The sequence below is a fragment of the Pseudomonas sp. Van50 genome (assembly GCF_055390755.1).
The window spans coordinates 2,209,738-2,230,015 of sequence record NZ_AP024343.1; the positions used below are offsets into that span (position 1 = coordinate 2,209,738).

At 62.5% G+C, this 20,278-nt stretch carries 15 protein-coding genes; 7 read left to right on the forward strand and 8 right to left on the reverse strand.

All coding sequences use genetic code 11. The annotated features are described in order from the left end of the window. Window positions 1–4: 4 nt before the first annotated feature. A complete protein-coding gene (gene ccoN, locus ACZ5M5_RS09765) occupies window positions 5–1,429 on the reverse strand; it encodes a cytochrome-c oxidase, cbb3-type subunit I (RefSeq protein WP_003199614.1) in 1,425 nt (474 codons plus the stop codon). 96 nt (window positions 1,430–1,525) lie between these two features. Here ccoN and ACZ5M5_RS09770 point away from each other — a divergent pair, with 96 nt between their 5' ends. Next, the gene (locus tag ACZ5M5_RS09770; protein ID WP_060738425.1) at window positions 1,526–2,218 is read left to right on the forward strand and encodes an alpha/beta family hydrolase; all 693 of its coding nucleotides are present in this window, start codon (window positions 1,526–1,528) and stop codon (window positions 2,216–2,218) included. A 161-nt stretch (window positions 2,219–2,379) separates the two neighbouring features. Here the strand turns inward: ACZ5M5_RS09770 and ACZ5M5_RS09775 are convergent, their stop codons facing one another. The 3 genes from ACZ5M5_RS09775 to acnA form a co-directional block, all read right to left on the reverse strand. After that, window positions 2,380–3,945, reverse strand: coding sequence for a methyl-accepting chemotaxis protein (locus tag ACZ5M5_RS09775; RefSeq protein ID WP_060738424.1), 1,566 nt, complete (start codon window positions 3,943–3,945; stop codon window positions 2,380–2,382). Between the two features lie 77 nt (window positions 3,946–4,022). After that, on the reverse strand, window positions 4,023–4,811 hold the full coding sequence (locus ACZ5M5_RS09780; RefSeq protein ID WP_060738423.1) for a CPBP family intramembrane glutamic endopeptidase: 789 nt from the start codon (window positions 4,809–4,811) through the stop codon (window positions 4,023–4,025). Window positions 4,812–5,242: 431 nt separating this feature from the next. Then, a complete protein-coding gene (acnA, locus tag ACZ5M5_RS09785; RefSeq protein ID WP_464738947.1) occupies window positions 5,243–7,984 on the reverse strand; it encodes an aconitate hydratase AcnA in 2,742 nt (913 codons plus the stop codon). Between the two features lie 173 nt (window positions 7,985–8,157). Between acnA and rlmM the strand changes: the two genes are divergently transcribed. Both rlmM and tusA read left to right on the forward strand, forming a co-directional pair. Further along, window positions 8,158–9,246, forward strand: a complete 1,089-nt coding sequence (rlmM, locus tag ACZ5M5_RS09790) for a 23S rRNA (cytidine(2498)-2'-O)-methyltransferase RlmM (protein WP_103308819.1) — start codon at window positions 8,158–8,160, stop codon at window positions 9,244–9,246. Window positions 9,247–9,390: 144 nt separating this feature from the next. Continuing rightward, window positions 9,391–9,642 carry a sulfurtransferase TusA gene (tusA, locus tag ACZ5M5_RS09795; protein ID WP_003183455.1) on the forward strand — a complete coding sequence of 84 codons (252 nt, stop codon included), beginning with the start codon at window positions 9,391–9,393 and terminating at the stop codon, window positions 9,640–9,642. Here tusA and ACZ5M5_RS09800 read toward each other — a convergent pair. Beyond that, window positions 9,639–11,042 carry an MATE family efflux transporter gene (locus ACZ5M5_RS09800; protein ID WP_103308818.1) on the reverse strand — a complete coding sequence of 468 codons (1,404 nt, stop codon included), beginning with the start codon at window positions 11,040–11,042 and terminating at the stop codon, window positions 9,639–9,641. The genes tusA and ACZ5M5_RS09800 overlap by 4 nt on opposite strands. A 284-nt stretch (window positions 11,043–11,326) precedes the next feature. Between ACZ5M5_RS09800 and pdxB the strand changes: the two genes are divergently transcribed. Beyond that, the gene (gene pdxB, locus ACZ5M5_RS09805) at window positions 11,327–12,481 is read left to right on the forward strand and encodes a 4-phosphoerythronate dehydrogenase PdxB (RefSeq protein WP_464738948.1); all 1,155 of its coding nucleotides are present in this window, start codon (window positions 11,327–11,329) and stop codon (window positions 12,479–12,481) included. 120 nt (window positions 12,482–12,601) lie between these two features. Here pdxB and ACZ5M5_RS09810 read toward each other — a convergent pair whose 3' ends face one another. Further along, window positions 12,602–12,781, reverse strand: a complete 180-nt coding sequence (locus ACZ5M5_RS09810) for a PA1571 family protein (RefSeq protein ID WP_003199629.1) — start codon at window positions 12,779–12,781, stop codon at window positions 12,602–12,604. A 258-nt stretch (window positions 12,782–13,039) separates the two neighbouring features. Between ACZ5M5_RS09810 and ACZ5M5_RS09815 the strand changes: the two genes are divergently transcribed. Then, the gene (locus ACZ5M5_RS09815) at window positions 13,040–14,812 is read left to right on the forward strand and encodes an ABC transporter transmembrane domain-containing protein (protein ID WP_464738949.1); all 1,773 of its coding nucleotides are present in this window, start codon (window positions 13,040–13,042) and stop codon (window positions 14,810–14,812) included. Window positions 14,813–14,956: 144 nt separating this feature from the next. Here ACZ5M5_RS09815 and ACZ5M5_RS09820 read toward each other — a convergent pair whose 3' ends face one another. Beyond that, window positions 14,957–16,885, reverse strand: a complete 1,929-nt coding sequence (locus ACZ5M5_RS09820; protein ID WP_060738417.1) for a transglycosylase SLT domain-containing protein — start codon at window positions 16,883–16,885, stop codon at window positions 14,957–14,959. A 213-nt stretch (window positions 16,886–17,098) separates the two neighbouring features. On the opposite strand from ACZ5M5_RS09820, the gene ACZ5M5_RS09825 reads away from it, so the two are divergent. Continuing rightward, on the forward strand, window positions 17,099–19,015 hold the full coding sequence (locus ACZ5M5_RS09825; RefSeq protein ID WP_464738950.1) for an ATP-binding cassette domain-containing protein: 1,917 nt from the start codon (window positions 17,099–17,101) through the stop codon (window positions 19,013–19,015). Window positions 19,016–19,183: 168 nt separating this feature from the next. Here the strand turns inward: ACZ5M5_RS09825 and ACZ5M5_RS09830 are convergent, their stop codons facing one another. Next, a complete protein-coding gene (locus tag ACZ5M5_RS09830; RefSeq protein ID WP_060738415.1) occupies window positions 19,184–19,624 on the reverse strand; it encodes a universal stress protein in 441 nt (146 codons plus the stop codon). A gap of 101 nt (window positions 19,625–19,725) precedes the next feature. On the opposite strand from ACZ5M5_RS09830, the gene ACZ5M5_RS09835 reads away from it, so the two are divergent. Next, the gene (locus tag ACZ5M5_RS09835; protein WP_103308813.1) at window positions 19,726–20,163 is read left to right on the forward strand and encodes a hypothetical protein; all 438 of its coding nucleotides are present in this window, start codon (window positions 19,726–19,728) and stop codon (window positions 20,161–20,163) included. Window positions 20,164–20,278 lie beyond the last annotated feature (115 nt).

Here is a 20,278-nt window from a genome sequence, read left to right on the forward strand (position 1 = left end):
CTCCTCAGGCCATCTGCGCGGCAGCGGCGGCTTCGGCAGGCTGGTAGGCCCGCACGGTGCGCCAGGTGTTGTAGGCCATCAGCAGCATGCCGAGAAGGAAGATCGACCCGCCCGCCAGCCGCACGACGAAGCCTGGGTGGCTGGCCACCAGGGTTTCGACGAAGGAGTAGGTGAGCGTGCCGTCCTCGTTCACCGCGCGCCACATCAGGCCCTGGGCGATGCCGTTGACCCACATCGAGGCGATGTACAGCACCGTGCCGATGGTCGCGAGCCAGAAGTGCGCGTTGATCAGGCCGATGCTGTGCATCTGTGGCCGACCGAACACTTTCGGGATCATGTGGTACAGCGCACCGATGGAAATCATCGCCACCCAGCCGAGCGCACCGGCGTGTACGTGGCCGATGGTCCAGTCGGTGTAGTGGGAGAGGGCGTTGACGGTCTTGATCGCCATCATCGGACCTTCGAAGGTCGACATGCCGTAGAACGCCAGGGACACCACCAAGAAGCGCAGGATCGGGTCGCTGCGCAACTTATGCCAGGCCCCCGAGAGGGTCATCATGCCGTTGATCATGCCGCCCCAGCTGGGTGCCAGCAGGATCAGCGACATCACCATGCCCAGTGACTGCGCCCAGTCCGGCAGCGCGGTGTAGTGCAGGTGGTGCGGGCCGGCCCAGATGTACAGGGTGATCAACGCCCAGAAGTGGACGATGGACAGGCGATAGGAATACACCGGGCGCTCGGCCTGCTTGGGCACGAAGTAGTACATCATCCCCAGGAAGCCAGCAGTGAGGAAAAAGCCTACGGCGTTGTGGCCGTACCACCACTGCACCATCGCATCCGTGGCTCCGGCATACACCGAGTAGGATTTGGTGAAACTCACCGGCAGTTCCAGGTTGTTGACGATGTGCAGGATCGCCACGGTCAGGATGAACCCGCCGAAGAACCAGTTACCGACGTAGATGTGCTTGGTGTTGCGCTTGGCCACGGTGCCGAAGAACACGATGGCGTAGGCGACCCAGACGATGGTGATCAGGATGTCGATCGGCCATTCCAGCTCGGCGTATTCCTTGGAACTGGTGTAGCCCAGGGGCAGGCTGATAGCCGCCAGCAGGATCACCAATTGCCAGCCCCAGAAGCAGAACGCGGCGATTTTCGGCGCGAACAGCTGTGTCTGGCAGGTGCGTTGCACCGAATAGAACGAGCTGGCGAACAGGGCACAGCCCCCAAAAGCGAAGATCACCGCGTTGGTGTGCAGCGGGCGCAGGCGGCCGAAGCTGGTCCAGGGCAAATCGAAGTTGAGCTGCGGCCAGACCAATTGGGCGGCGAGAAAAACCCCGAGCCCCATGCCGACGATGCCCCACACCACCGTCATAATGGCGAATTGGCGGACCACCTTGTAGTTGTAGGCGGTACTGATAGAAGTGTTCATGGTTCCCCATCCACGGTTCAGCCGAAGTGAGCGCCTGCGCAAGGCAGTGCGGCGTTCTTCGCCTGGAGTTATAGGCAGACTAAAAGCGAGGCAAGCATGGACAAACAGCACAAGGCCAGTATTGACGGGGATCAATGGGCGCGGTGCGTGGAGCAACACGGTTGGCGGTGGACGGCCGCGCAACCGGGCGCGGGCGCGGAGCCGCCAACCCTGATCCTGGCCCACGGTGCCGGTGCACCGATGGACAGCGGCTTCATGGAGGAAATGGCCGCGCGCCTTGCCGTACGGGGCGTCAACGTGTTGCGCTTCGAGTTCCCCTACATGGCCCAGCGGCGCCAGGATGGGGGCAAGCGTCCCCCCAACCCGGCACCCAAGTTGCTGGAATGCTGGCGTGAGGTGTATGCCACGGTGCGGCCTTATGTCGCTGGGCGGCTGGCCATTGGCGGCAAGTCCATGGGGGGGCGCATGGCGAGCCTGCTGGCCGATGAGTTGGGCGTCGATGCGCTGGTGTGCCTGGGCTATCCCTTCTATGCGGTGGGCAAGCCGGAGAAACCGCGGGTCGAGCACTTGGCAGGGTTAAAGACCCGGACCTTGATCGTCCAGGGCGAGCGCGATGCCTTGGGTAACCGGGAGGCGGTGCAGGGGTATGAATTGTCACCGAGCATCGAGGTGATGTGGCTGGTGGCGGGGGATCATGACCTCAAGCCGCTGAAGGCGTCGGGGTTCAGTCATGAGCAGCATCTGGAGGCGGCGGCGGGCAAGGTGGCGGCGTTTCTTTTTCAGGATTGAGAGCGCCTGTCCCGGCCTCTTCGCGAGCAAGCCCGCTCCCACACTGGATGTGTGGCGTTCACAACCCCCTTGTGGGAGCGAGCTTGCTCGCGATGGCGGCTGCCCAGGCAACAAAAAACCCGGAAGCGTTCGCTGTCCGGGTTTTTTGTTGCCAATTGAAGTCAGCGGTTGAACCGCTCCACCAACGAATACTGCGAATTCGCCGTGTGGGTCAGCTCTTCGCTCAGCAGCGCCGAGCTGTGGGCCTGGCCGGAGGTCTGGTCGGCCAGGTCCGAGATGTTGCTGATGTTACGGCTGATCTCCTCGGCCACCGAGCTTTGCTCCTCGGTGGCGGCGGCGATCTGGGTGGTCATGTCGGTGATGTGGGCCACCGCTTCGCTGATGCCCACCAATGCCTGGTCCGCTTCCATGACCCGCGCCACGCCTTCTTCGGCCTGGCGGTGGCCGGCCTCCATGGTTTGCACGGCATTGGTGGCGGTTTGCTGGAGCTTGGCGATCAGGGCATGGATCTGCCCGGTGGATTCGCTGGTGCGTTGCGCCAGTTGGCGTACTTCGTCGGCCACCACGGCAAAGCCGCGGCCCATCTCACCGGCACGGGCCGCTTCGATGGCGGCGTTGAGGGCCAGCAGGTTGGTCTGGTCGGCGATGCCTTTGATCACGTCGACCACGCCACCGATCTCGTCGCTGTCCTTGGCCAGCTGAGTCACGGTGTTACCGGTCTCGCCGACCACCACCGACAGCCGCTCGATGGCTTCGCGGGTTTCCCCGGCGATGTCGCGGCCGCGGCTGGTCAGGCGATTGGCTTCCTGGGTGGCATCGGCGGTGCGCTGCACGTGACTGGCGACTTCCTGGGTCGTTGCCGCCATCTGGTTGACGGCTGTGGCGACCTGTTCGGTTTCCACCCGCTGGCGCTCAAGGCCGCTGGAGCTGTCATGGGCCAAGGTGTTGGACTGGCGAGCCTGGTCGTTAAGGTGCTCAGCGGTGTCCTGCAGGCGCGTCAGGCAGGTTTTCAGTCGTGCTTCCTGGCTGAGGATCGACATCTCCAGGCGCGCCTGGGCGCCACGGCTGTCGGTGTACATCCGGGCGATCAACGGGTCGGAAGTGGTTTGCTCAGCCAGGCGCAGCAGGCGCTTGATCCCGCGTTGCTGCCATTGCAGGCCGATCAACCCCAGCGGCACCGAGAGCACGGCGGCCAGGGCAAAACCCCAGTGGGAGTTCAAGAAGGCGCCCACGACGAAGCTCAACTGGCTGACCAGGATGAACGGCAGCCAGTCCTGCAGCATCGGCAGCCATTTGTCGCTGCCGGGCACTGCGGACTTGCCCTGGTTGATGCGCTGGTAAAGTGCTTCGGCCCGGCCGATCTGCTCGGCGGTGGGCTTGACCCGTACCGACTCGTAGCCGACCACCTGGTTACCTTCGAAGATGGGCGTGACGTAGGCGTTGACCCAGTAGTGGTCGCCGTTCTTGCTGCGGTTCTTGACGATGCCCATCCATGGCAAGCCTTGTTTCAGCGTGCCCCACATATGGGCGAACACGGCTGACGGAACATCGGGGTGACGGACGAGGTTGTGCGGCGAACGGATCAGTTCTTCCTTGGAAAACCCACTGATTTCAACGAACGCGTCGTTGCAGTAGGTAATGACACCCTTGGCGTCGGTGGTCGAAATCAATCGTTGCTGGGCCGGGAAGGTCCTTTCGCGTTGTGTGACGGGTTGGTTGTTACGCATGGTGTGTAGATCCGCAAGGCTTTGAAAGGTTGTCGGCGCCGTCAGGTTTTAGTTGAAGTTATTTTTGCCTGTCGCTATCACGCCAGCATCGGGTAGGTAAATAGGGCGAAGTGAAGCAGGTTGAGCAGAAAATGCGTGACAATCGCCGCGCCCAGGCCGCCAAAACGATACGCCAGGCCGTAACCGAGCCCCGCCAGGCCCGACAGCAGCACCCATTGCCAACCCGCGCCCGCATGCACAAGGCCGAACAGCAGCGAAGCCAGGAGCAACGCCAGGTTGTCGCCTTGGGCCATATGTTTGAAGCGCCGACTCAGGCCCCCCTGAATGTAGCCGCGAAACAGCGCTTCCTCCACGAGCGTGACCAATAAAAGATTATTAAGTACCCACATCCAGGCATGGTCCGGCCATTTCGGCGCCCAGTGGATCATCCCCAGCAGCATCGCGCCACCAATGGCCAGCACCGCGCTCAGCGCCAGGCCCAGCGCCGTGGCCTGGACCGACAGGCGCAACGAGCGCCGGCCGACGATCCAGGGGCAGGCCAGCAACAGCCAGAAGCCGATCAGCGGCTTGTCCTGGTTCAGGTACATGGCGAAGCGTGCCGCATCATCGGTGAGGCGTTGCGCCGGGATGGCCCGGCCGTTGAAGAAACCTGGCATCCAGTGCATCGCCAGGGCCAGGGCCATCACCAGAAACAGGACGTGCCCGAGAAACCGGCCCACCGGCATTTCCCGCTGGCGCACCGCGTAACCGGCAAATAGCAGCAGCGCGACGGAAATACCGGCCGTCCAGGCCAGTTGGCCGTAAGCCAGGGCCAGGCCATAGCCAATGGAAAGAAGGGCCAGGTAAGGCCAGGGCAGAGCGGGCATACAACATCCTTTTAGGCTGTGAAGCTTTGGGCGAACGTAGCCGCCGCGTCTACGACGCCGCCATGTCGCGTAAAGAGCACATTTGTGTCCATTCAGATTCATGCGCAGGAGGGGCAAGCAGTTGGCTGACGCGGTTGCGTGAGTGCCGGAGGGATTATAGGCGGGCTCATACAAAAACAGCGTCTGTTAAGTAACCGTGGGAGCGAGCTTGCTCGCGATCGGGGCAGGTCAGCCAACACTGATGCTGGCTGATCCATCGCTATCGCGAGCAAGCTCGCTCCCACAGGGGAGCGGGGTCGAACGCTGCGTCTGTGAGCAGCCAGAATCTATTGTGGGAGCGAGCTTGCTCGCGATGACGGCGGAACATTCAGCACAGATGCCGGCTGATCCACCGCTATCGCGAGCAAGCTCGGCTCCCACGGGGGCGTGCTTCAACCTGCAATCAATTGCCGCAACACATAGTGAAGAATCCCGCCCGCCTTGAAGTATTCCACTTCATTCAAGGTATCGATCCGACACAACACTTCGATTCGCTCCTGGCGGCCATCCTCCCGGGTGATGATCAGGGGCAGGTTCATGCGCGGCGTCAGTTCGACGTCATTGAGCCCGAGGATGTCCAGGGTTTCCCTGCCCGTGAGGTTCAGGCTCTTGCGATTCTGGTCGAGCTTGAACTGCAGCGGCAGCACGCCCATGCCCACCAGGTTGGAGCGATGGATGCGCTCGAAGCTTTCGGCGATCACCGCCTTGACCCCCAGCAGGTTGGTGCCCTTGGCCGCCCAGTCCCGGCTCGAGCCCGTGCCATATTCCTGGCCGGCGATCACCACCAGGGGCGTGTCCGTGGCCTGGTAGAGCATGGCGGCATCGTAGATCGGCATTCGTTCGCCACTGGGGATGTAGATTGTGTTGCCGCCTTCTTCACCGTCGAGCATTTCGTTGCGGATGCGGATATTGGCGAAGGTGCCGCGCATCATGACTTGATGGTTGCCGCGTCTGGAACCGTAGGAGTTGAAGTCCCGTGGCTCCACGCCTTGTTCGCGCAGGTAGCGACCGGCCGGGCTGTCGGCCTTGATGTTACCGGCCGGGGAGATGTGGTCGGTGGTCACCGAGTCGCCCAGCAGGGCCAGGACCCGGGCGCCCTCGACGTTCCTGACGGCCGGTGGCGGCCCGCCGATGTCGTCGAAGAAGGGTGGGTGCTGGATGTAGGTTGAGTCATCCTGCCAGACGTAAGTCGCCGCTTGCGGCACTTCGATGGCCTGCCATTGCTCGTCACCGGCAAACACGGCGGCGTATTCCTTGTGGAACATGCTGGTGTTGACCTGGGCCACGGCGGCGGCCACTTCCTGGCTGCTGGGCCAGATGTCCCGCAGGTACACCGGCTTGCCGTCCCGGTCGTTGCCCAGCGGTTCGCTGCTGATGTCGATGCGCACCGTGCCGGCCAGGGCATAGGCGACCACCAGCGGCGGTGAGGCCAACCAGTTGGTCTTCACCAGGGGATGCACCCGGCCTTCGAAGTTGCGGTTGCCCGACAAGACCGAGGCCACGGTCAGGTCGGCTTTCTGGATGGCTTTCTCGATGGGGTCCGGCAACGGCCCGGAGTTGCCGATACAGGTCGTGCAACCATAGCCCACCAAGTCGAAACCGAGTTTATCCAGGTACTCGGTCAGGCCGGCCGCGTTGTAGTAATCGGTGACCACCTTGGAGCCCGGCGCCAGGGAGCTCTTGACCCAAGGCTTGCGGACCAGGCCTTTTTCCACGGCTTTTTTCGCCAGCAGCCCGGCGGCCATCATCACGCTGGGGTTGGAGGTGTTGGTGCACGAGGTGATGGCGGCAATCACCACCGCACCGTTTTTCAGGCGATGGGTGTGGCCTTCGAATTCGTACTCGGCTTCGCCCACCTGGTCGGCATTGCCCACCGCGACGCCACCGCCGCCTTCACTTTCCAGGCGGCCTTCTTCTTTGCTGGTGGGTTTGACCTGCAACCCCAGGAAGTCGCTGAAAGCCTGGCCGACATTCGGCAGCGAAACCCGGTCCTGAGGGCGTTTTGGCCCGGCGAGACTGGCCTCGACGCTGCCCATGTCCAGCTCCAGGGTGTCGGTGAAGACCGGCTCCTGGCCGGGCAGGCGCCACAGGCCCTGGGCCTTGCAATAGGCTTCCACCAGCTTCACGGTTTCTGCCGGACGCCCGGACAGGCGCAGGTAGTCCAGGGTCACCTCGTCCACCGGGAAGAAACCGCAGGTGGCGCCGTATTCCGGGGCCATGTTGGCGATGGTGGCGCGGTCGGCCAAGGGCAGGTCGGCCAGGCCGTCGCCATAGAACTCGACGAATTTGCCCACCACACCTTTCTTGCGCAGCATCTGCGTGACGGTCAGCACCAGGTCGGTGGCGGTGATGCCTTCGCGCAGCTTGCCGATGAGTTTGAAACCGATGACCTCGGGAATCAGCATCGACACCGGTTGGCCGAGCATGGCCGCTTCCGCCTCGATCCCGCCGACGCCCCAGCCCAGTACGCCGAGGCCGTTGATCATGGTGGTGTGGGAGTCGGTGCCCACCAGGGTATCGGGGAAGGCGTAGGTGCGGCCGTCTTCTTCTTTGGTCCACACGGTGCGGCCCAGGTATTCGAGGTTGACCTGGTGGCAGATGCCGGTGCCCGGCGGTACCACGCTGAAGTTGTCAAAGGCGCTCTGGCCCCAGCGCAGGAAGGCGTAGCGTTCGCCGTTGCGCTGCATTTCGATGTCGACGTTCTGCTCGAACGCCTGGCTGCTGGCGAACTTGTCCACCATCACCGAGTGGTCGATCACCAGGTCCACCGGTGACAGCGGGTTGATCCGCTGGGGATCGCCGCCGGCCTTTTCCACGGCGGCGCGCATGGCGGCCAGATCGACCACGGCGGGGACGCCGGTGAAATCCTGCATCAGTACCCGTGCCGGGCGGTATTGAATCTCGCGGTCGGAGCGACGCTCCTTGAGCCACCCGGCCAGGGCCTTGAGGTCGGCGCCGGTGACGGTTTTTTCATCTTCCCAGCGCAACAGGTTTTCCAGCAGCACCTTCAAGGACATGGGCAGCTTGTCCAGGTCACCCAGGCTTCGGGCGGCATCCGGCAGGCTGAAGTAGTGGTAGGTCCTGGCGTCGACTTGCAGTGTCTTAAGGGTTTTCAGGCTATCGAGGGACGGCATTGAAATCACTCCTTTGAGTCCGCACGGCTACGGACGGAGGGGGACGGACAGAGCCTTTAACCTAGCCCTGTTTTGAGCGTATGACTAATCACTGGACTCTATAGGCAGGTTCGGGGTTCCGAACTCCGCTATCATGCGGCGGTTTTCGTGACAGGCTTTGCTACGGAGTTTCAATGAACACGCTTTTTATGCACTGCCGGCCAGGCTTCGAAGGCGAGGTCTGTTCCGAGATCGCCGAACACGCGGCCCGGCTCAACGTGGCCGGCTACGCCAAGGCCAAACCGGCCAGTGCCTGCGCCGAATTTGTCTGTACCGAAGAGGACGGCGCCGAGCGGCTGATGCGCGGGCAGCGTTTTGCCGAGCTGATTTTTCCACGCCAGTGGGCGCGGGGCACGTTCATTGAATTGCCGGAAACCGACCGTATCAGCGTGATCCTGGCTCACATGTCGGCGTTCCCGACCTGCGGCAGCCTGTGGCTGGAGGTGGTCGACACCAATGACGGCAAGGAGCTGTCGAACTTCTGCAAGAAATTCGAAGGCCCGTTGCGCAAAGCGCTGAGCGGGGCCGGCAAGCTGGTGGACGACCCGCACAAGCCGCGCCTGCTGCTGACGTTCAAGAGTGGCCGCGAAGTGTTCCTGGGCCTGGCGGACGCGGATAATTCGGCGATGTGGCCAATGGGCATCCCGCGCCTGAAGTTCCCCCGGGAAGCGCCGAGTCGCTCCACACTCAAGCTCGAAGAGGCCTGGCACCATTTCATCCCTCGGGAGCAGTGGGACGAGCGCCTGCACAGTGACATGACCGGCGTGGACCTCGGTGCCGCGCCAGGCGGCTGGACCTGGCAATTGGTCAACCGTGGGATGCTGGTGACGGCCATCGACAACGGCCCGATGGCCGAAAGCCTGATGGACACTGGCCTGGTGCAGCACCTGATGGCGGACGGCTTCACGTTCAAGCCCAAGCAGCCGGTGGACTGGATGGTCTGCGACATCGTCGAAAAGCCTGCGCGCAACGCGGCGATGCTGGAAGAGTGGATTGGCGAGGGCCATTGTCGCGAGGCCGTGGTCAACCTCAAGCTGCCGATGAAGCAGCGTTATGCCGAGGTGAAGCGCCTGCTCGAGCGTATCGCCGAGGGTTTCAAGGCCCGGGGCATCAAGGTCGAGATCGGTTGCAAGCAGCTGTATCACGACCGTGAGGAAGTGACCTGCCATCTGCGGCGGTTGGACACGAAGAAGCCCCGTGGGAGCAAAGCTTGCTCGCGATGAACGATGACGCGGTCAGGAGACCGAGGTGCCTGCATCGCGGGCAAGCCTTGCTCCCACGGTGTTGCTTTCGCATGTTTGCTAACCCGCAGGCTTTGCTCAGAACCGACATTGCGCGACAATGCCGGCCAGTTTCAGGAGTAGAACATGAGTGAAATGAACGACACGCCGGTCGACGGCACGCTGGATGCCACTGGCCTCAATTGCCCGGAACCGGTGATGATGCTGCACCAGCACATTCGCGACCTGGCCCCCGGTGGCCTGCTGAAAGTCATCGCCACCGACCCCTCGACCCGCCGCGACATCCCCAAGTTTTGCGTGTTCCTGGACCACGAACTGGTGGCCCAGCAGGAAGAGGCCGGCACCTACCTCTACTGGATCCGCAAGAAACTCGCTTAACCCGTCGAGCGGCTGAGGCGGATCTGCTTGCGCGCGCTACGTGCCAGACGGATCGACAGCATCAGTGCCGCGCAGCTCAAACCCACGATCAGGCCTTGCCACAACCCGCTCGGGCCGCTGGCCGCGCCGAGCCAGTCGGTCAGGCCCAGGGCGTAACCCACTGGCAGGCCGATGCCCCAATAGGCGAACAGGGTCAGGATCATCGTCACCCGGGTGTCCTGGTAGCCGCGCAATGCGCCTGCCGCCGTGACCTGGATCGCATCGGAAAACTGAAACAGCGCCGCATAGACGATCAGCATCGACGCCACTTCGATCACCACCGGGTCGGCGGTATAGATCGCCGCGATAGGCCCGCGCAGCGCGAACATCAGGCTCGCCGAGAGGCAAGCGTAGGCCAGCGCGGTGCCCATGCCCACCCCGGCGGCGAAGCGCGCTTCGCGAGGCTGCTGCCGTCCCAGGGCCTGGCCTACCCGCACGGTGACGGCCATGCCCAGGGAGTAGGGGATCATGAACACCAGGGAACTGAAGTTCAGCGCGATCTGGTGCCCGGCCACCACGGTGGCGCCGAGGCTGCCGATCAGCAGGGCGATCACCGCGAAAATACTCGACTCGGCGAACACCGCAATGCCGATCGGCAAGCCGATGCCCAGCAGGCGCTTGATGACCGCCCATTGCGGCCAGTCGAAACGGCTGAACAACCGGCTCGACTGATAGGCCGGTGCCCAGCGCGCCCAACCGGCCATGCCCAGGGCCATGACCCACATCACGATGGCCGTGGCCCAGCCGCAACCGACGCCGCCCATGGCGGGCACGCCCAGGTGCCCATAGATGAAGATGTAATTGAGCGGAATGTTCAGCGCCAGTCCGCACAGCCCCAGCACCATCGCCGGTCGCGTGCGACCCAGGCCGTCGCTGAAGCAGCGCAGTACGTGATACAGCGCCACGGCCGGCAGGCCCGTGCCGATGCCCCGCAGGTATTCCATACACGGGCCGATCAATTCGGGATCGACTTTCATGATGTGCAGGATCGGCTCGGCGCTGAACAGCGCCAGTGTCGCGATCAACCCCACCACCAGCGCCAGCCACAGCGCCTGGCGTACCAGCGGCCCGATCTCGTCGAACGTACCGGCACCGAAGCGCTGGGCAACTTTCGGGGTGGTCGCCAGCAGGGTGCCAGTCATCAACAGGAACACCGGCACCCAGATCGAGTTGCCCAGGGCCACGGCCGCCAGGTCCCGTGGACCGACCCGACCGGCCATCACCGCATCGACGAAGCCCATGGCGGTGGTCGCCAGTTGCGCCACCATGATCGGCAAGGCCAGGGCCAGCAGCGTCTTGAATTCCAGGCGTACCCGGGCCGGGCGGGAGAGGGGAGCGGGGGTGTCGATGACAGGATTCACAGGGCAAGCGTCCGAAAGGGTTAAGCGCGAGGCGGCGAATTCTACGCTTTGACGCGGTGGTCAGGAAAAAACCTGTGTTGTGGATTTGTAAGCGTTCCAGCTTTTACCCGTGGCGAGGGAGCTTGCTCCCGCTGGACTGCGCAGCAGGCCCAAGGAGACTGGCGGCTGCTGCGCACCCGAGCGGGAGCAAGCTCCCTCGCCACACCATCGTTCACTGAAGTAATGCGCTGGCCCATTGAGGCGAGGAACGCCTACACTGCCCATCCCGCCAAAGGAGCTCTGCCATGCTGATCGTCGCCGACGAAAACATCCCCCTGCTTGATGCGTTCTTCCAAGGATTCGGCGAAATCCGCCGGGTACCGGGCCGGGGGATCGACCGGACGATGGTCGAGCACGCCGATGTATTGCTGGTGCGTTCGGTCAGCCAGGTCAATCGGGCCCTGCTGGAAGGCAGCAAGGTACGCTTCGTCGGCACTTGCACCATCGGCACCGATCACCTGGACCTGGATTATCTTGCCGAGGCGGGGATCCGCTGGGCCAGTGCACCCGGCTGCAATGCCCGTGGCGTGGTGGACTATGTGCTGGGCAGCCTGATGACCCTGGCAGACATCGAAGGTGCGGCGCTGGAACAGCGGACCTTCGGCGTGGTCGGTGCGGGCCAGGTGGGCGGACGGTTGATCGAAGTGCTCAAGGGGCTGGGCTGGGCCGTGAAAGTCTGCGATCCACCGCGTCAGGCCGCCGAGGGCGGCGACTATGTGAGCCTGGAGCAGATCATCGAGCAGTGCGATGTGATCAGCCTGCACACCCCGTTGACCCGCGACGGTGAGCAACCGACCTGGCACCTGTTCGACGAAGCGCGCCTGAACCAGCTCAAGCCCGGGACCTGGCTGATCAATGCGGCTCGAGGGCCGGTGATCGATAACGCCGCGCTGCGCGAGGTGTTGCTGGAGCGCGAAGACCTGCAGGCGGTGCTGGATGTCTGGGAGCAGGAGCCCACCGTGGATGTGGACCTGGCCGATTTGTGCGTGATCGCCACTCCACATATTGCCGGTTACAGCCTCGATGGTCGCCAGCGTGGCACGGCCCAGATCTACCAGGCCTTGTGCGCGTTCCTGGAACGACCGGTTGAAGTCAGCCTCAGCGACCTGTTGCCTCGGCCGTGGCTGGGTGGCATCACCCTGGATGCCGAAACCGACCCGGCCTGGGCCTTGGCGGCGTTGTGCCGGAGCGTGTACGACCCCCGTCGCGACGACGCGGATTTTCGCCGCAGCCTGGTGGGCACCGTCGACGAGCAACGCCGCGCCTTCGATGCCTTGCGCAAGCATTATCCGCCTCGGCGGGAGATCGACAGCTTGAAGGTTCGTATCGAAGGGCCGTCGGCGGCTTTGCAACAGATTGTGACGGCACTGGGTTGTGGGAGCAAAGCTTGCTCGCGATGAACGATGACGCGGTCAGGGGACCGAGGTGCCTGCATCGCGGGCAAGCCTTGCTCCCACAATCTTTCTGGCAGGCATAAAAAACCCGACATCAACGTCGGGTCCAATTGAAGACGGGCTGTATCACTTTTGTTCGGCAGGCTTGACCAGTCGTTTTTCCAGCTCGCTGCAGGCTTTCTGGATCATGTCTTCGGTGATCGGTACCTCGCGCCCTTGGGCGTCGATGAACGAGCAGCCCAGAGACTGGTCCGGTTGCGTGCGGATTACTTGAATCTTGTCGTCGCTGCTGTGTTGCAAGGACATGGCCTGTCTCCTCATCAGGTTGTGTGCCTACTTTAGTGTCGCCAGGTGACCGAGCCATGACACTCCTTGTAGGTTCATGGCGACACCTCCACTCAATCAGAAACACAGTTGCGTTTCCAGCCAGACTTTAGACCGATAACATCTAGCCGCTAGTCATAGTGGTCATATTTAACCTGACTCATTGCGATTCAACTTGGTTCCGCTGCGTTTCGGCGTCGCGAGCTGGCCTTTTTCCTGCTGCATTATCGGACGCCTTTGATGCTTTCTTCCCGACATCGCCGTGCCATACGCCTGGCCAGCGGCTTCATCGCCCCTTATCGCAAACAGGTCGCCGGCGCTTTGCTGGCCTTGATTGTCACCGCCGGCATTACCTTGTCCATGGGGCAAGGCATCCGCTTGCTGGTGGACCAGGGCTTCATGACCCGCTCACCGCACCTGCTCAATCAATCCATCGGCCTGTTCATGGTGCTGGTGGTGGGGTTGGCGATCGGTACCTTTGCCCGTTTCTACCTGGTGTCGTGGATCGGCGAACGGGTGGTGGCGGATATCCGGCGGCAGGTCTTCAACCATCTGGTGTACTTGCACCCGGGTTTCTACGAAAACAACCGCAGTTCGGAAATCCAGTCACGGTTGACTACTGATACGACCCTGCTGCAATCGGTGATCGGTTCGTCGCTGTCGTTGTTTTTGCGCAATGTCTTGATGGTGGTGGGCGGCATCGTGCTGCTGTTCATCACCAATCCCAAGCTGACCAGCATCGTGGTGATTGCCCTGCCGCTGGTATTGGTGCCGATCCTGCTCTTCGGGCGTCGAGTGCGCAGCTTGTCGCGCCAGAGCCAGGACCGCGTTGCCGACGTAGGCAGCTATGTCTCCGAAACCCTCGGCCAGATCAAGACCGTGCAGGCCTACAACCATCAGGTCCAGGACGAACAACGTTTTTCCGTGACGGTGGAGCAGGCCTTCGACACCGCTCGCAAGCGCATTGTCCAGCGGGCCTGGTTGATCACCCTGGTGATCGTGCTGGTGCTGGGGGCGGTGGGGGTGATGCTCTGGGTCGGTGGCATGGATGTGATCGCCGGGCGGATTTCCGGTGGTGAGCTGGCGGCGTTCGTGTTCTACAGCCTGATCGTCGGCAGTGCCTTCGGGACCCTGAGCGAAGTGATTGGCGAGTTGCAGCGGGCAGCCGGTGCGGCAGAGCGCATTGCCGAGCTGCTGCGTTCGGAAAACATCATCCAGCCGCCGGCTTCAGGCCTTGTGACCTTGCCGGCGCGGATCCGCGGCGATTTGCGTCTCGAAGGCGTGCGTTTCTCCTATCCGTCCCGGCCGGACAGTTATGCGGTCGACGGCCTCGACCTGAGTATCAAGGCCGGTGAGACCCTGGCCCTGGTCGGGCCTTCCGGCGCGGGCAAGTCGACGGTCTACGATTTGCTGCTGCGTTTCTATGATCCCGTGCAAGGGCAGATCCTGATCGACGATGTGCCGTTGACTCGGCTCGATCCGCTGGACCTGCGCCGGCATTTCGCCCTGGTTTCACAAAGCCCGGCGCTGTTTTTCGGCACGGTCGAAGAGAACATCCGCTATGGCAACCCGGAGGCGACGTCGGAGCAGGTACGCGAGGCCGCGCAGATCGCCCACGCCCACGACTTCATCGAAAAAATGCCCGACGGCTACCAGACGCACCTGGGCGACGGCGGCCTCGGGTTATCCGGCGGCCAGCGCCAACGCCTGGCTATCGCCCGAGCGTTGCTCGTGGATGCCCCGATCCTGCTGCTGGACGAAGCCACCAGCGCCCTTGATGCGCAAAGCGAGCACCTGATCCAGCAAGCCTTGCCCAGCCTGATGAAAAACCGCACGACGCTGGTGATCGCCCATCGCCTGGCCACGGTGAAAAACGCCGATCGGATCGCGGTGATGGACCAGGGCAAGGTGGTTGCCGTGGGCACTCACCAGGAGCTTGTCGCCAGCAATGCGCTGTATGCGCGATTGGCGGCGTTGCAGTTCAATGTGGGAGCGGAGGCGGCAACCGACTGATACCGCGTGCTGTGTTTGATGCAGAGCCTGTGGGAGCGAGCTTGCTCGCGATAGCGGTGAGTCAGCTTGCATTCATGTTGCAGGTGCCGACGCCATCGCGAGCAAGCTCGCTCCCACAAAGAAGACGCTTTGTGGGCGTGTTAATCACTGATCGTCGAAATACCGCTCATGCCAGTCCACCAGCGGTTGCGGCGAGTTGAGCTTCTGCCCGTAGATCACCGAATAAGACAACACGTTCTGCACGTATTGGCGGGTTTCGTCGAACGGGATGCTCTCGACCCAGACGTCGAAGCTCAAGTGATCGGCGCCGCGCAGCCATTGGCGCACGCGACCGGGACCGGCGTTGTAGGCCGCCGAAGCCAGGACGCGGTTGCCGTTGAACTGGCTATGAACCTGGCTCAGGTAGGCCGCACCCAACTGGATGTTCTTGTCCGGGTTCAATACTTGTTGGGGCGAGGCCAGGGGAATGCTGAATTTGCGCGCGGTTTCCTTGGCGGTGCCAGGCATCAGTTGCATCAGGCCGGCAGCGCCGACGCTGGAGCGGGCATCATCCATGAACGCACTTTCCTGGCGGGTAATGGCGAACGCCCAACTTGGATGCAAGCCGCGGATCTTGGCTTCGCGCACCAGGGTCTCGCGGTGGGCCATCGGGAAACGGATGTCCAGGTCGTCCCAGTACTTGGCCTGGCTGATGGTGCGGATGGCCGGGAAATACCATTTCAGGTCGTAAGCCAGTTTCGCCTGGGCGACCATTTCGTCCCGGTTGAAATGACGGCTGACGTGATACCACTCACGGCGTCCATCGACGATGTCGCCACGGGCATGAAACTCCAGCGCCCGACGCACGCCAGGCGTGTTGCGTACCTTGTTGATCAACGCCTGGCTCATCACCAGTGGCTTGTTGACGAGCGAATACGGCGATTGGGATCGGTCGGCGGCCAGGAAGCCATAGAAGTCCCGCTCACGGGCCAGGTGCTTGTAGAGCGTCAGGGCTTCCGGGTTCTGCGGCTGCGCCAGTTCCAGCGTGCGGGCTTGCCAGTACCGCCAGCGGTTGGTGCTGGACAGCGACTCGGGCAGGCGACGGGTCAACTGATAGGCATCGTCCCAGCGAGCGAGGCGCAACAGCAGGCGCAAGCGCCATTCCGAAACGGTGTCATCGCGCAACTCCGGGTCGTATTTCGTCATCACGTCCAGGGCGCGGCTGTCGAAGCGCTTGGCCAGGGTCAGGCCGATCTCGCGGGCGATCGCGACTTTTTCATCCCGGGAAAAATGCATGGTGCTGGCGTAGCCATCCAGCAGCGCCATGGCTTTTTCCGGGTCCTGGCGGGCCAGGCGACGCAGGCCGAGGCTGACGATATCGGACATCGGTTCATCGGCTGGAACGAAGCGCGAGGGCTGGTTGAGCAACTCGGGCTTTTGCGCCACGTCCACCAGCAAGTTGCCACGGGGAGCGAGGGTGGTCAGGCCGCTGACCAGGCTGTTGGCCAGTGGGTAGTTGCGCGCCTGGGCGGCCAGCTTGGCGCGCTCCCAGCGCTTCTGCTCGGTCAACTGGCCCTGGGATGCCCACAAGCCGAACAACGCATCGCACGCCTGGGGCTGGGACTTGCCGGTGAGCCACAGTTTTTCGGTGTTGGCATAGCCCTCGGCCTTCAGGCCATGGCTGAGTTGGTACTGGGCGTTGAGGCAATCCAGTTCGGTGAAATTGAGCTTGGGGTCGTAATACTTGACGAAGGTTTCCCAGTCGCCGCGCTCGGTCAGCCAACGCAGCCAGCGCAGCTTCATCCAGTTGGCCTGGGGCAGGTCGCCGTGCTCGGCGAGGAACTTCTCGATTTCGGCGTTGCTGGCGCTCTTGAGGCGAGCGGTCAATTCGTCGTAGGCCAGGTACGGCTCCAGCGGGTAATCGCGAAGGGCCTGGCTGTAGCGAAAGTAAGGGCCGGAATCGCCCTTGGCCAAGGCACGCTTGGCTTCGTCGTAGTATTGGCGCTGAGTGGAGATATCCACCGCCTGAGCGGATTGAACGGCAGTGGCACATACAAAAAGACACGATAAAACACTGAAAAGGCGACTGCGCATGAGACGTCCGGGCAGAAAAAACATGACAAGCCCAAGGGTTAACCCAGGGTAACTGTCTGTAGCTTAGCCTTTTGCCAGCAGCCGGCGAAAGCTTTGCAGGGCCGTCGGTGCAAGTTCGCAACATTTGTTATGCAGAGTGCTTCAGTGGCGAAATTGGCGGACCCTTGAGGCCTCATCTCAGGTAGAATGCGCGCCCGGTTTTTGGAGAAGCTCATGACCCTGCTCAAATTCAGCGATGTGTCCCTTGCTTTCGGCGCTATGCCGTTGTTGGACAAGGTGTCCTGGCAGATCGCCCGTGGTGAGCGGGTGTGCATCATCGGCCGAAACGGCACTGGCAAGTCCAGCATGATGAAGCTGGTCAAGGGCGATCAGAAGCCCGACGACGGCTCGGTCTGGCGTGCGCCAGGCCTGAAAATCGGCGAATTGCCCCAGGAACTGCCGGTGGCCGACGAGCGGACCGTGTTCGATGTGGTCGCCGAAGGCCTGGACGGTGTCGGCGCGCTGTTGGCCGAGTATCACCACCTGAGCCAGAACATCGTCACCGATGCCGACCTGGACAAGTTGATGCACGTGCAGCACGACCTTGAGGCCCGAGACGGCTGGCGTCTGCAGCAGCTGGTCGACAGCACCCTGAGCCGCCTGCAATTGCCGGCCGACAAGACCCTCGCCGAGTTGTCCGGCGGTTGGCGTCGCCGCGTCCTGCTGGCCCAGGCCCTGGTCTCCGAGCCAGACCTGCTGCTGCTCGACGAACCGACCAACCACCTGGACATCGGCGCCATCGCCTGGCTTGAAGAAGCCCTGAAGGACTTCCAGGGGGCGGTGCTGTTCATCACCCACGACCGTTCCTTCCTGCAGAACCTGGCGACGCGCATCCTTGAATTGGACCGCGGCGGCCTGATCGACTGGAACGGCGACTACGCCAGCTTCCTGGTGCACAAGGAAGCGGCGTTGGCAGCGGAAGAAACCGCTAACGCGCTGTTCGATAAGAAACTGGCCCAGGAAGAAGTCTGGATTCGCCAGGGCATCAAGGCGCGTCGCACCCGCAACGAAGGCCGTGTGCGTGCGCTCAAGGCGTTGCGCGTGGAGCGCAGCGAGCGTCGCGAGCGCACCGGCAAGGCCAACATTCAGTTGGACACCGCTGACAAGTCCGGCAAGCAGGTGATGGTTCTCGAGAACGTGAGTTTTGCTCACCCTGGCGGCCCGTCCCTGATCAAGGACTTTTCCATGGTGCTGCAGCGTGGCGATCGTATCGGCCTGCTGGGCGCCAACGGTACTGGCAAGACCACCCTGCTCAAGCTGATGCTCGGCGGCCTGGTGCCCACCAGCGGCAAGGTGGAAGAGGGCACGAAGATCGACGTCGCCTACTTCGACCAGTTGCGTCATCAACTGGACCTGGAAAAGACCGTGATCGACAACGTCGCCGAAGGCCGCGATTTCATCGACATCGATGGCCAGAGCCGCCATGTGCTGAGCTACCTCGGCGATTTCCTGTTCAGCCCCCAGCGTGCCCGTACGCCGGTCAAGGCGTTGTCGGGTGGTGAGCGTGCTCGTCTGTTGCTGGCCAAGTTGTTCAGCAAACCGGCGAACCTGCTGGTGCTCGACGAGCCCACTAACGACCTGGACGTGGAAACCCTGGAATTGCTGGAAGAGGTGTTGCTGACCTTCAACGGCACCGTTCTGATGGTCAGTCACGACCGGGCATTCCTCGACAACGTGGTCACCAGTACCCTGGTGTTCGAAGGCGAAGGCCTGGTTCGCGAATACGTCGGTGGCTATCAGGACTGGCTGCGCCAGGGCGGCTCGCCGCGTCTGCTGGGGGTCACTGAGAGCAAGTCCGGCAAGGCCGACCTGAATTCGGCCGTGGTCAAGGCCGAGCCCGCGCCGGTTGCCGCAGCAGCCCCGGCCCCAGCGAAGAAAAAGCTCAGCTACAAGCTGCAGCGTGAACTGGAAGCCTTGCCGGGTGATATCGACGCGAAGGAGCAGCAGATCGCAGCGGTAGAAGCCGAAATGGCCGACACCGGGTTCTACCAGCGACCTGCTGCCGAAACCGCCAAGGTGATCGCGCACCTGGAGCAACTGCAGGCCGAACTGGATGCATTGGTCGAGCGCTGGGCTGAACTGGACGCCTGATCCACTGTCGAGAAAAATCCCTGCGTTCAGCAATGAGCGCCGGGATTTTTTACTTGAAACGCCATCCCCTTGTGGGAGCGAGCTTGCTCGCGATAGCGGTGTGACAGTCAGCATCAATGCTGCTGATCTACCGCGATCGCGAGCAAGCTCGCTCCCACAGGTTTAGGTTTATGTGCGCTTGACCAGGTGTACTGCCAATACATCGCAAGGCGCGCCATGCAGCACATCGTTGGCGGTCGAGCCCAGCAGCAGCGCCAAGCCGTGGCGACCATGGCTGCCGACGACAATCAGGTCGCAACCCTGTTCCTTGGCCAGGTGATGGATCTCCTGGCGCGGCTGGCCGTAGGTCAGGTGGCTGAATTCCTTCTTCAGGGCCGGGTATTTCACGATCAGTCGGTCAAGGCGTTCCTTGGCCTGGTCGAATTGCTGCTGCTGCAACTGGGAAAGGTCCATCGGCACGTCGCCGCCGAAGGCCATGGCCATCGGTTCGACGATATGCACCAGTGACAGCTGGGTGTCTCGGCCTTCGCAGAGGGCGAGGGCGCGCTTGACGACCGGATCGCATTCTTCAGTGAGGTCAACGGCGACCAGAACGTGGTTGTAGTACATGGAAGGCACTCCAGAGAATTGCGATACGGTAAGTATGGCTGGTTTCAAGCGCATTGACGCGACCTGGGTCAATGGGCTCATCAGAATCGGGGAGTACGAATATGACGGTCTGGATAGTGCTGTCAATCCTGTTGGTGGTGTTAAGTCCGCTGGCATGGTTGCGTCCGTCCCGTGTACAGAGCGGTCGCATGGCCCTGCGCATGGAAGCGCGACGCCTGGGCCTGGCTATGCAACTGGCGCCACAAGAGTGGCCGCACTGGCTCGACCAACAGCCGCCAAACCCCTGTGCCCAGTACTATCGGCCTCGGCGCGGCAGCCAGCCGGCCTGCTGGAGCTACTGGCAAACTGCGCCGGGCGTCTGGGTCAATCAGTGGCGGGAAGTCTGCCTGGATGAGCCCCTGCTCAATCATTTCGAAAAATTGCCGGCCAACGTCTACAAAGTTGAAGCCGACCGGCAAATGATCGCCTTGTATTGGGGCGAAAAGGGCGAGGCGAGTGTTTTACAGGAGATTTCCTGGGTGCTGAAGGCGCTGGCCTGAAGCGCTGCAGGAGCTGTCGAGCGCAGCGAGGCTGCGATCTGTCCACCGTTCACTGAATCTCAGGTGAAAATCAAGAGATCGCAGCCTCCGGCAGCTCCTACGGGCATAAAAAAGC